General features: G+C 37.6%; 8 protein-coding genes. All 8 read left to right on the top strand.

Features of this window, described 5'->3' with window-relative positions:
* Positions 1–63 precede the first annotated feature (63 nt).
* The 8 genes from ODR02_RS18510 (at position 64) to ODR02_RS18475 (ending at position 12,611) form a co-directional block, all read left to right on the top strand.
* Positions 64–741: a hypothetical protein gene (locus tag ODR02_RS18510; RefSeq protein ID WP_209786679.1), complete on the top strand. Its 678-nt coding sequence runs from the start codon at positions 64–66 to the stop codon at positions 739–741.
* 93 nt (positions 742–834) lie between these two features.
* The gene (locus ODR02_RS18505) at positions 835–2,937 is read left to right on the top strand and encodes a prolyl oligopeptidase family serine peptidase (protein WP_209786680.1); all 2,103 of its coding nucleotides are present in this window, start codon (positions 835–837) and stop codon (positions 2,935–2,937) included.
* Positions 2,938–3,074: 137 nt separating this feature from the next.
* On the top strand, positions 3,075–6,128 hold the full coding sequence (locus tag ODR02_RS18500) for a reprolysin-like metallopeptidase (protein ID WP_309513015.1): 3,054 nt from the start codon (positions 3,075–3,077) through the stop codon (positions 6,126–6,128).
* Between the two features lie 138 nt (positions 6,129–6,266).
* Positions 6,267–8,387, top strand: coding sequence for a methylmalonyl-CoA mutase (gene scpA, locus ODR02_RS18495; RefSeq protein WP_309513014.1), 2,121 nt, complete (start codon positions 6,267–6,269; stop codon positions 8,385–8,387).
* Between the two features lie 154 nt (positions 8,388–8,541).
* Complete coding sequence (locus ODR02_RS18490) at positions 8,542–9,417, top strand: M28 family peptidase (RefSeq protein WP_309513013.1); 876 nt, start codon at positions 8,542–8,544, stop codon at positions 9,415–9,417.
* Positions 9,418–9,824: 407 nt separating this feature from the next.
* Positions 9,825–10,559 carry a hypothetical protein gene (locus ODR02_RS18485; protein ID WP_309513012.1) on the top strand — a complete coding sequence of 245 codons (735 nt, stop codon included), beginning with the start codon at positions 9,825–9,827 and terminating at the stop codon, positions 10,557–10,559.
* A gap of 31 nt (positions 10,560–10,590) precedes the next feature.
* Positions 10,591–11,982: an RtcB family protein gene (locus ODR02_RS18480; RefSeq protein ID WP_309513011.1), complete on the top strand. Its 1,392-nt coding sequence runs from the start codon at positions 10,591–10,593 to the stop codon at positions 11,980–11,982.
* 83 nt (positions 11,983–12,065) lie between these two features.
* Complete coding sequence (locus ODR02_RS18475; RefSeq protein WP_309513010.1) at positions 12,066–12,611, top strand: hypothetical protein; 546 nt, start codon at positions 12,066–12,068, stop codon at positions 12,609–12,611.
* Position 12,612: the final 1 nt, after the last annotated feature.

The following is a 12,612-nucleotide window of genomic DNA, read 5'->3' as shown; positions in this document are numbered from 1 at the left end:
AAAATATAGCCTCTGACTTTTCAGGGGCTTTGTTTTTCCAAATAATAAAACAAAATATACACTATGAAAAACTACAAAATTATTTTCCTGCTGTTGCTTACCATGATGGGACAGCAACTGATGGCTCAGACGGAAGTAAAGAAACCTAAAGAAGCCTTTGAACTCTTCTTTGGTACTTTCGTGAACAATGATGAAGCAGCATTGAATAAACTCAATGATTATTTAAAGCCTACAGTAGATGGACAAACCGCTTATCAGGTGGATTTTAAAGAAACTTCAAAGGAAATGATCAATGGAAGCGTAGATAATTTTCTTTCAGCTTTTCCTAAAGCAACAGCTGCAGCATGTAAAAAAGAAGCAGAAGATTATTTCACGGCGATGTTCGGGAATTTTAAAACCGGAAAACTTAACGTCAAAGAAGTAAAAGTGGTTCCTAATGAATATGTTGAAGGGCAAAAAATTGCAGAAATAAGGTATGCTGTAAGCTTCCTGGTTCCTTCCAAACTGACTTCCGGTCCAAAAGGTGATCTGAATAAAATAAAAACTGAGGATCTGAAAAAATATTTAATTCAGGCAGTTCAGGATTTTAAAAATGCCGATAAAACGGTAACAACAGATCAAAACTTTACTTTATATGAATTGAAAGAAGGAGATAAAATATACTACTGGAATGGAAGTCCGGATGAGATTGTTAGCAACCTTACCGATTTCTATTTTGAAAGCTTCGGTGCCAATGAATAGTTGAAATATCCTATAATACATAAAAAAGTCCCAATATAACGGGACTTTTTTTATTTCACATACTTTGCGTATTTTTGAGAAAAACCGATCAGTATGAATTTTAAACCTATATTGTTAACAGCTGGAGTATTATTTTCAGCATCTTTTTACTCTCAGAAAATGATTTATCCTAAAGCACTAAAAGGAAGCCAGACAGATTCCTATTTCGGAAGCGCTGTTTCCGATCCATTCAGAGATCTGGAAAATGATTCTGAACCTACAAAAAAATGGGTAGATGAAGAAGTTGCTTACAGTCAGAATTATCTATCTAAAATTCCGTTCAGGGATAAAATCAAAAGCCAGCTGAAGGATATCTGGAACTATGAAAAAATTTCAGCCCCTTTCAAAGAAGGAGACTACACCTATTATTCTAAAAACGATGGATTGCAGGCTCAGTCTGTTTTGTATAGAACAAACAATAAGACCAATGCTACAGAAGTATTTTTAGATCCTAATAAATTTTCAGAAAAAGGAACTACTTCACTTTCCAACCTGTCATTCAACAAAAAAGGAAACCTTGCTGCTTATTCTATTTCTGAAGGAGGAAGCGACTGGAATAAGATTATTATCATTGATGCAATTACCAAAAAGCAGATTGATGAAACGTTACTGGATGTAAAATTCAGCGGAATTTCATGGCAGGGAGATGAAGGGTTCTATTATTCCAGCTACGACAAACCTAAAGAAGGGACTGTACTTTCGGGAATGACAGATAAACATAAAGTATACTTTCATAAACTGGGAACAAAACAATCTGAAGATAAATTGATTTTCGGAGGTGATAAAACCCCAAGAAGATACTTAAGTGCAGGCGTTTCTCAGGACCAGAGATACCTTATTGTCTCTGCGGCTAATGCTACAAATGGTAATGAATTGTACATAAAAGACCTTAAAAAAGGAGGTGACTTTGTACAAATTATGAGCGGATTTGACATTAATGCCAGCATCGTAGATACACAAGGTGATGATCTTTTCATTTTTACTGATAAAGATGCCCCGAATATGCGTCTTGTGAAAACAACTATCGCTAACCCGGCTCCTGCAACATGGAAAGATGTAATTCCACAAACAGAAAACGTGTTAGGAATTTCTACAGGTGGAGGATATTTCTTTGCAACCTATATGATTGATGCCATAGATCAGGTAAAACAGTTTGATAAAACAGGAAAACTGATCAGAGAAATTACACTTCCCGGAAAAGGAAATATTTCAGGATTTGGAGGAAAAGAAAAAGAGAAAGATGTGTATTTCTCTTTCAGTAACTATATTACACCGGGAACCACCTACAAATTTAATGTAGACTCAGGAAAATCTGAAGTGTATCAAAAACCTAAAGTGAAGTTTAATCCGGATGATTACGTTTCAGAACAGGTATTCTATACTTCAAAAGACGGTACAAAAGTTCCTATGATGATCAATTATAAGAAAGGAACTAAACTTGACGGTAAAAATCCTACTATTCTGTATTCTTACGGAGGTTTCAACATCAGCTTACAGCCTTCGTTCTCTGTAGTAAATGCAATCTGGATGGAAAATGGTGGTATTTACGCTGTTCCAAACATCCGTGGTGGAGGTGAATATGGTAAAAAATGGCATGATGCAGGAACAAAACAACAGAAGAAAAATGTATTCGAAGACTTTATCGCTGCCGGAGAATATCTTCAAAGTAAAGGGTATACTTCAAAAGAATACATGGCACTTTCAGGAAGATCAAACGGGGGATTATTAGTAGGAGCAACAATGACAATGCGCCCGGATCTTGCGAGAGTAGCTTTCCCTGGAGTTGGAGTTTTGGATATGTTAAGATATAATAAATTTACAGCGGGTGCAGGATGGTCTTACGACTATGGCACAGCAGAAGACAGTAAAGAAATGTTCGAATATCTTAAATCCTATTCTCCTGTACACAACGTAAAAGCAGGAACCTGCTATCCGTCAACAATGATTATTACCAGTGATCATGATGACAGAGTAGTTCCGGCACACTCATTTAAATTTGGTGCAGAGCTTCAGGAAAAACAGGCTTGTAAAAATCCTATTCTCCTGAGAATTGAAAAGAATGCAGGGCACGGTGCCGGAAGAGCTACAGATCAGGTGATTAGTGAAAATGCGGATCTTATATCATTTGCTTTATTTGAGATGGGAATAAAGAAATAACTCTAAAAAAATAGTATATTTAAGAAAACGGCTAATTTTATTTAAAATTGGTCGTTTTTTTTATGTTATTGTGTTAATAATTCTTATTTTTAGGGCGGATATTTAAAGTTTATTAATTCTAAACTAATTAGGTAATTATGAAAAAAAGAATTTTACTAGTGTGTGCCTTGGCTGCTGGACTTTCCAGTCTCCATGCACAGAGGTGGGAACCGGCCTCACAAAAAACCTCTCAAATCAGAAAAGAAGTAGAAGTTCAATATTCTTACAGGTTTGATTTGCAATCGCTTAGAAATATTTTAAAAGATGCTGTAGAAACAGGGAAAGGGGCTCAGGCTGTGATTGTTTCTTTACCTACAGCAGAAGGGAAAATTGAAAAATTTGCTGTATACAGTGATCCTGTTATGGAAAAATCTATTGCAGACAAATATCAATTGGGTTCTTACGTTGGTGTAGGAGTAGATGATCCTGGAAAATATGTAAGATTCAGTACTGCCCCTACTGAGTTGCAGTCGATGATAATCAAAGACGGAAAATTCCAGTTTATAGAACCTATTACTACAGATAAGCAGGTGTATGGTGTTTTCTACAAAACAAACAGAACAGAAAGCGAGCACGGATTTGAATGTTCTACAGAAGAGAAGAACTTTAAAGATATAAAGTCATTAGAAGCTAATGGAAAAAAGACCCTTTCTAATGTAGGAATCACCAGTAGACCTTCAAGTACAAAATTCAGAACTTACAGATTAGCAATTTCTGTTACTGGAGAGTATACTCAATACTTTATGAATTTGGCAGGTGTACCGGCTACGGCTACTGATGATCAAAAAAGAGCTCCGGCACTTGTTGCAATTAACAATACTATGAGCCGTGTGAACGGAGTATTCCAAAAGGATTTTGGAATAAAATTACTTGTTCAGAATTTCCCGAATGTTATCTATACAGATCCGGCTTCAGACCCTTATTCACCAGGTGATGTAGGATCCGAAGGAGCTTGGAATCTGGAACTTCAGAATGCGATTACAGCTCAGGTAACCAATGCCAACTATGACATAGGCCATTTATTCGGTGCTTCAGGAGGAGGAGGAAACGCTGGATGCATCGGCTGTATATGTGTTGATCCAACAACGACTGTACCTGCAGGTAAAGGATCAGGATTTACTTCACCAGCTAATAGTATCCCAAGTGGAGATGCTTTTGATATTGACTATGTGGCTCATGAAATGGGGCATCAGTTAGGAGGAAATCACACATTTTCAAATAAATCTGAAGGAAGTAATGTTAACGTAGAACCAGGAGGAGGAACTACTATTATGGGATATGCAGGAATTACAAGTGATAATGTTCAAATGTCTTCAGATGCCTATTTCCATTATAAATCTGTAGATCAGATTTTAACGAATTTGGACGGTAAGCCTGCCACATGCGGTACCTCTGAGACAATCACGAACAACACGCCACCAGTAATAGCAGCACTTACCTCTTATACAGTGCCTAAAGGGACTGCTTATTATCTGGATGCCTCAGCAACAGATGCAGAAGGAGATGCTATTAATTACACTTGGGAGCAAACAGATAGTGTTACCGGACTGGCTTCAATTTCAGGAGATACGGGATGGGGATACAATACACAGGGTGCATTAACAAGATCCCGCTTTGGAACAAGTAGTGGAAGAAGATATTTCCCAAGCTTTCCACTAGTTATGAATGGAATTCTTACGAACAAAACTGATGCAGCAAATAATCCAAATCCAAATTGGGAGACTGTATCTTATATTCCTAGAACTCTAAGTTATGCTGTAACGGTCAGAGACCAAAATGCACAAAGACCAATGTTGTCTTCTTCAGAAGTTAATACAGTCATTGGAAACGACGGACCTTTTAAATTTAATGGTCTTACTACATCATCAGTTCTGTATAAAAATGCCAATAACATTATTCAGTGGGAAGTAGCCAATACTAATACAGCTCCTTATAACTCACCTAATGTAAAGATTGATTATACTTCAGATAATGGAGCAACCTGGACAGATTTAGTTGCTTCTACACCTAATACAGGGAGCTACACAGTACAAATGCCAAATACAATTACGACACCAATTAAGTTGAGAGTATCAGCAATTGGTAACGTTTTCTATGCTGTTTCTCCTCAAGTTACTGTTGCAGATGCACCTACATCTACAACTGCGGCTCCAACCGGACTTACAACAATAAGCACAGAAGTGTTCAAGACAACAGCCAGAGCATCATGGAATAGCGTAACCGGAGCAACATATTCTGTTAACTATAGAAAACAAGGGACATCAAACTGGTCAAATACAACAAGTACAACAAATTCAGTGGTATTAACAGGTCTTGAAGATGAAACAAATTATGAAGTGCAGGTTGCAGCTGTTGTAAACAGTGTTCCTGGTGCATTCTCCAATAATTATGTATTTAAAACAAACGGCTTAAAGACCGGAATTGATTACTGTATAATGAATTCAGGAACATCTTATGTTGGAGCTATTAGAAAAGTAACAGTTTCAAATCTTGTTTATGATGATCCTTCATTAAGATCATATAAAGATTTATCTGAAGATCCTAGTAAGATTGTCAATTTGGTTCAGGGAACTACGTACGCTATTACACCTGTAGTAAGACAAGCATTTAGCAGTTCCAACGTTCCTTTAAATCTTTCTGTTTGGATTGATTATAATAGAAATGGGGTATTTGAGATATCTGAAAGAATAATTAGCCTTTCCGGAGGTGTTCCTGCAGGAAGTGTAAGTTTTGGAGCACAAAACTTTACAGTACCTTCAACTACATATGCTGGAGATAAGCTTCTAAGAATGAGAATTGTTACGAAGTATAATACGGCTGCTTTAGCAAGTGCATGTGGAGACATCACAACAGGAGGAGGTTCAGTAATGGATCTGCCTGTAAAAATTACAAGTACTCTTGCTGTAAACGAAACAAAAGATGTAAAATCATCTGAAATTTCAATTTATCCGAACCCTGCAGATACTTTCGTAGAAGTGAAAAATCTGAAAGGAAAAGCAGACTATAAAATCTATACTGCTGATGGAAGATTAGCTCAGGAAGGACATATTGACGGACAAAGAATTAATGTAGCTTCATTAATCAAAGGTATGTATGTAATCACGATAAAAGATGACAAAAATACTTACAATACGAAGCTTATCAAAAAATAAGCATACTATTTACTAATAGGAAAGGCCGGGCATTTGCCCGGCCTTTTTCTTTTCATAAATTTAAGGAAAACAGAACGTTAACAGAAGTTTCGTGTTTCGCTCAAAAAAATTAACTTTACGGGGACAAAAATAATTGGAATGCGAAAGACAATTTCTGTGAAAAAACCGGATTTTAATGTATCAGCTCAGGAAAGAGAGATTTACAATTTTGAAAAAGACGGACTTGAACTCAAATCATCCTATGAAAAAAAAGATGTAAAAGATGAATCATTAACGCAGACTTCTCCAGGAATTGCACCCTATCTTAGAGGTCCGTATTCCACCATGTATGTTCAAAAACCATGGACAATCCGTCAGTATGCCGGATTTTCTACAGCTGAAGAATCCAATGCATTTTACAGAAGAAACCTTGCTGCAGGCCAGAAAGGACTTTCAGTAGCATTTGACTTAGCAACACACAGAGGATATGACTCTGACCACTCAAGAGTAGTAGGAGATGTAGGAAAAGCAGGAGTGGCTATCGACTCTGTGGAAGATATGAAAATCCTTTTCAATGAAATTCCCCTGGATCAGATTTCAGTATCTATGACTATGAATGGAGCAGTACTTCCTATTTTGTCTTTCTACATCGTAGCGGCAGAAGAGCAGGGAGTAAAGCAGGATCAGCTTTCAGGAACGATTCAGAATGATATCTTGAAAGAATTCATGGTAAGAAATACCTACATTTATCCGCCGGCACCTTCCATGAAGATCATCGCAGATATTTTTGAATACACTTCGCAAAACATTCCAAAATTTAACTCCATTTCTATTTCCGGGTACCACATGCAGGAAGCAGGGGCTACACCAGTACTGGAAATGGCTTACACCCTGGCAGACGGTCTTGAATATGTAAGAACAGGAATAAAAGCAGGAATGAACGTAGACGATTTCGCTCCAAGACTCTCTTTCTTCTGGGCAATCGGGATGAATCATTTCATGGAAATTGCTAAAATGCGTGCCGCAAGATATATCTGGGCAACCCTTTTAAAACAGTTTAATCCTCAGAATCCAAAATCTCTGGCATTAAGAACCCATTCACAGACTTCCGGATGGTCTCTGACGGAGCAGGAACCTTTCAATAATATCACAAGAACAGCTATAGAAGCTTTGTCTTCAGCATTAGGAGGAACGCAGTCTCTTCACACCAATGCGCTGGATGAAGCCATTGCCCTGCCTACAGACTATTCAGCAAAAATTGCAAGGAATACACAGATCATTCTTCAGCAGGAAAGCGGAATATGCGATGTTGTAGATCCAATGGGTGGAAGTAATCTTGTGGAAAGCCTTACTCAACAAATGATCGAAGAAGCGATGAGATACATTGATGAGGTAGAGCAGGAAGGTGGAATGACCAAAGCTATCGAAGCCGGAATTCCGAAAATGAGAATTGAAGAAGCTGCAGCTAAAAAACAAGCTAAGATCGACAGTGGAGAAGAATTCATTATTGGAGTGAATTCCTTCAAATCCTCATTAAAACAGGATCAGATAGAAATATTAGACATTGATAATACAGAAGTTCGCAGAAAGCAGATCGAAAGGCTGAATACCATTAAAGCAGAACGAAATGCTGACGCTGTAGAACAAATCCTGAATGAAATCCGCAAAAGTGCTCAGACAGGGAAAGGAAATCTTCTGGCATTATGCATCGAAGCAGCAAGAAGAAGAGTTACCCTTGGAGAGATGAGTGATGCCATGGAAGAAACCTTTGGAAGATATAAAGCAAATATTAAAACAATCTCTGGTGTATACGCTATGAATGCCGGTAAAAACGAATACTTTGAAAAAGCCCTTAATCTGACTCAGAAATTTGAAGAAGAAGAAGGACGCCGCCCAAGACTTATGGTCGCCAAAATGGGACAGGACGGTCATGACAGAGGTGCAAAAGTAGTGGCAACAGCATTTGCTGATATGGGATTTGATGTGGATGTAGCTCCTTTATTCCAGACACCTGAAGAAGTGGCTAAACAAGCTGTAGAAAACGATATTCATATTTTAGGAGTATCATCATTGGCTGCCGGACACAAAACATTAGTTCCTCAGGTAGTAGAAGAATTATCCAAACTGGGAGCCGATGATATTACCATCGTTGTGGGGGGAGTAATTCCTCAGCAGGATTATGAATTCCTTTATGCCAATGGTGCAGACTTTATTTTCGGGCCTGGAACCAACCTTCCGAAATGTGCAGTAGAAATTCTGGAAAGATTTTTAGAAAAATAAAAAGAAAAGTTTTAATTTCATCACAGAGATTAAAACATACCCCATGAATCTAAAAAATATAATAAAGCCTACGAGGAAAAAAATGTTTCTTCTCGTAGGCTTATTTGTTATTACAGGTGTCTTCTTGCTGGGTTCAGGGAAGAACAATAGATCAATGCAAAGCTCGAAGGTTGTTGCAGATACTGCTTTGGTTAAAAAGCATTTGACCGCAATGACTCAAACCCCACAATTTAGAAACCATAAAAATATAGACCAGCTGAATGCGGTTGCAGACTATATCCATCAGACTTTTAGTACTTATGGTGACAGCACTGCTTACCAGGAATACAAAGTTGATGGAAAAATATATAAAAACGTTATTTCATCCTTTGGAACAGAAAATAAGAAGCGGATCATTATAGGTGCTCATTACGATGTTTGTGGAGATCAGCAGGGAGCAGACGACAATGCTACAGGAGTTACTGCTCTTCTGGAGCTCGCAAGAATGCTTAAAGGACAGAAACTGAATTACAGAGTAGATCTTGTTGCCTATACCTTGGAAGAACCTCCTTATTTCAGGACTGAAAATATGGGAAGCTATGTCCATGCAAAATATTTAAAAGACAACAAGATCGATGTCTATGGAATGGTCAGTGTAGAAATGATCGGTTACTTCAAAGATGAAAAAGATTCCCAGAGTTTTCCTGTAAGTATTCTTTCCTGGATATATGGTGATCAGGGAGATTTCATTACATTGGCGAAAAAAATCAGTGGAGCAGGTCCTTTCGTAAGAAATTTCATAGGTAATTTTAAAGATTCAGGACAGATAAAAACAGAAACGTTCTCAGCCCCAAAATTTGTAGCAGGAATAGACTATTCCGACCATCTGAACTATTGGAATTTTGACTTTCCCGCGCTCATGATCACGGATACTTCCTTCTTCAGAAATAAAAATTATCACGAACCCTCGGATACGCTGGAAACGCTCGATACAAAGAGAATGACAAAAGTTATTGACGCCATTTTTCTCAGCATTATTCACCTTAAGTGAAAAAAATATTTTGATTCTCAGAAAAATTTATATATTTGCACCTGAAAATCAAGTTTAACCAAATAAAAACAACGAAGCAATGTTCAGAACTAAACAGAATTCTACAGTTGGATTACCCCTTATGGTGGTAAGGCTTCGCGGTTTGGTACATTCTTAGAATAACAGTACAATGAAATATCAAAACCCGAAGTCGTAGAGATTTCGGGTTTTTTATTGCGCAATATTTCAAACTCCCAAGTTTACCCGAAATCTTTTTAGTGTCATTACAGACATGACAGGAAGAGGTATATTCCTCAGAACTGTTACGGTCTACTATTAATCCATTCAACTAGTATTTTAGTTGATTAAAAGTTGCGTGAGATAAAATAAATAAACTTTTACGATCTCACATCATACTTCTGTTAACAATGGAAAATGATAACCTTCTGTTTTCCCGCCTGAGAAGTGCAAGAAGCAGAAAAAGAACAATTAGAAAAGATGTAGAAAAACAGATCAGAAAAAAATATCGACGTAGTGATAAACTTAGGGATATCAGACGAAATACCCCATGGATTCCTTTGGATAAGCCTTATCAAAGAGGATTTGTAAGATTCTTTGTAGTAAGAGAAGATGTAATGAGATCTAAATACGGAGAGTTCTTTGAAGGAATTCTGAAGAAAATCAATACTTACATGTATTCTGAAAGCAGAAAATTTCTTAAAAAGAAAAGAAAATCCGGAAGAAGAATCTATGTGGAAAGAGAACAGAAGCTCAATAGAGTTTCAACATATGCCTGGAATGATCCGAAATTCGGACTTACACCAATGGAAAGGCAGTATTTTTTGCAAAAAGAGGAATATTGCCCTTTAAGGAAGAGGTATGATATTTACTACGAATTCATTGAACCATGGAGGTTTATCCTTAGAATAAGACCCAATATGATTACCCATTATAAGCCTGTAGATTTCGAACTTGAAAAAGAATATGCAGAGCTGGAGTCCTATTTGAGACAACATAAGGTTGCTGGGATTATCCATAAAACAATATATGGAAAGCCAAGTTCATGGAAGATGAAATACAAATCTGATCAAAATGAAAGTACAAAATATTTTCACTATAAAATGTCTGCAACAGAGATTGCAGAAAGCTTACAGGACGTATAAGTAAGTCCAACTGTTATTTAAAACAAAAACAATGGGAAATTTAAAACTAAAAGGAAAAGATATATTAAAACTGGGCTATCCAAATAATCAAAGCGTAAACGTAGCATTGGAAGTCATGAAAAGAAATTTTGCAACAAAGAATATTCACCACGTAAAATCTCTTTTAAAGGAAATCCTGCTGAATCCAGAAGAATTTGAAAAAGATCTCACCTTCGGACAAATTGCAGAAACCCTGCTTTCATCCAAAAAGACAGAAAAAAGAATGCTGAATTCACAGCGTGCTTCATTTCAGATTTTTGGTAACAATATCTCTGAAGAGGCGAAAAATCAGTTGTATACTGCTTTGAAGCTGCCTGTTTCTACTCAGGGAGCATTAATGCCCGATGCGCACAGCGGTTACGGACTTCCGATAGGAGGAGTTCTGGCAGTGGAAAATGCTGTAATCCCTTACGGCGTAGGAATGGATATTGGCTGCAGAATGAGCCTTAGTATTTTGGATACACCGGTTTCATATCTTGAAGGAGCAAGAGATAAATATGAAAAAGCGCTTGCTGAACATACAAAATTCGGAATGTATGAAACGCATAAGTCTCACATTGATCATGAGATTTTCGAAAGAGATACATTCGATATGATCCCGATCTTAAGAAGATTAAAGGGAAAAGCAATCAAACAGATGGGTTCCTCAGGCGGAGGAAATCACTTTGTGGAATTCGGAGAAGTGGAAATCACTGAAGAAGATGAGCAAATTGGTCTGCCAAAAGGAAAATATCTGGGAATCCTTTCTCATAGCGGCTCAAGAGGTCTGGGAGCGGAGATTGCCCAGTATTACTCAAGAGTGGCAACAGAACAATGTCCATTACCAAAAGAAGCTCAAAACTTTGCCTGGCTGGATCTTAGTACCCACTTGGGATTGGAATATTGGACAGCAATGAATCTTGCCGGAGATTATGCCTCTGCCTGTCATGATGATATTCACAGAAGGCTGGTAAAAGCTGTTGGCGGAAGGGTAAAAGCCAGAATTGAAAACCATCACAACTTTGCCTGGAAAGAAATCCATAACGGTAAAGAAGTGATTGTTCACCGAAAAGGAGCAACACCTGCCAATGAAAATGAACTGGGGATGATTCCCGGATCCATGACGGAAAAAGGATTTATCGTCCGCGGAAAAGGAAATCCTGAATCCCTGAATTCAGCATCACACGGCGCAGGAAGAGCGCATTCAAGAGGAGAATGCAGAAGCCTTTTCACTCAGCATGATATCAAAAAAGAACTGAAATTGAAAAATGTAACCCTGATGGGCGGAAATGCAGAAGAAGCCCCTATGGCTTACAAAGACATTAATGAAGTGATGAATGCACAGAGCGAACTGGTAGATATTCTGGGAACTTTTCAGCCGAGAATTGTGAGAATGGACAGATAATTGGGTTGATGGTTTGTAGTTGTCAGTTGAAACACCGGCTGTCAACTATAAACTCTCAACTTTTAATTTTAAAAAACAAAAAAATGGGAGCACCACATAACATAAAAAGATATGGTGAAGTCTGGCCGGAATTCAGAATCCGGTTAGGACTCGAAATTTTAAATAGATTAAAAGATAAAATCATTATATCAGGAGGCTGGGCATGGCATTTTATGTCGGAAAAAGGACATAGAGAATACAAACATGCCCACGATCATAAGGATATTGATGTTTTTGTAAAGAAAGAGAATGTTGCAGACGTGGTTATCATTCTTCAGCAGGAAGGATTTCAGAAAGTCTGGACCCGATATGACCATCTGCCGAGTGAGGAAAACTTTCGCAGGTACGAGAAAACGGTGGAGTTGGAAAATGAAAAGGTCTGCAGAATTACCATTGACTTCTTTGAGAAAGATGATCTTGAGACTATTGAAGCCAATGGTTTTACCGTTGTGAAACCTGAAATTTTACTTTCTTTTTACAGAAATATCCACTCCAGCGACAAATGCTGGGCAGTAATGGCTGCAAAAAATTTATTAGAAAAAGGAATAGATCCGGTAGGACATCCTTTATTAAGCAAAATGCCAACATAAA

It is taken from the genome of Chryseobacterium sp. CFS2 (assembly GCF_036543225.1).
Classification (GTDB): Bacteria; Bacteroidota; Bacteroidia; order Flavobacteriales; family Weeksellaceae; genus Chryseobacterium; species Chryseobacterium culicis_A.
The sequence above is the reverse complement of the archived record's forward strand: the minus strand, read 5'-3'. Positions and strand labels throughout refer to the sequence as shown.

What these genes read in the sequence shown, in the direction of transcription:
- ODR02_RS18510 (WP_209786679.1), top strand. Translation starts at nt 64, where the DNA reads ATGAAAAACTACAAAATTATTTTCCTGCTGTTGCTTACCATGATGGGA.
- ODR02_RS18505 (WP_209786680.1), top strand. Translation starts at nt 835, where the DNA reads ATGAATTTTAAACCTATATTGTTAACAGCTGGAGTATTATTTTCAGCA.
- ODR02_RS18500 (WP_309513015.1), top strand. Translation starts at nt 3,075, where the DNA reads ATGAAAAAAAGAATTTTACTAGTGTGTGCCTTGGCTGCTGGACTTTCC.
- scpA (WP_309513014.1), top strand. Translation starts at nt 6,267, where the DNA reads ATGCGAAAGACAATTTCTGTGAAAAAACCGGATTTTAATGTATCAGCT.
- ODR02_RS18490 (WP_309513013.1), top strand. Translation starts at nt 8,542, where the DNA reads ATGCAAAGCTCGAAGGTTGTTGCAGATACTGCTTTGGTTAAAAAGCAT.
- ODR02_RS18485 (WP_309513012.1), top strand. Translation starts at nt 9,825, where the DNA reads ATGGAAAATGATAACCTTCTGTTTTCCCGCCTGAGAAGTGCAAGAAGC.
- ODR02_RS18480 (WP_309513011.1), top strand. Translation starts at nt 10,591, where the DNA reads ATGGGAAATTTAAAACTAAAAGGAAAAGATATATTAAAACTGGGCTAT.
- ODR02_RS18475 (WP_309513010.1), top strand. Translation starts at nt 12,066, where the DNA reads ATGGGAGCACCACATAACATAAAAAGATATGGTGAAGTCTGGCCGGAA.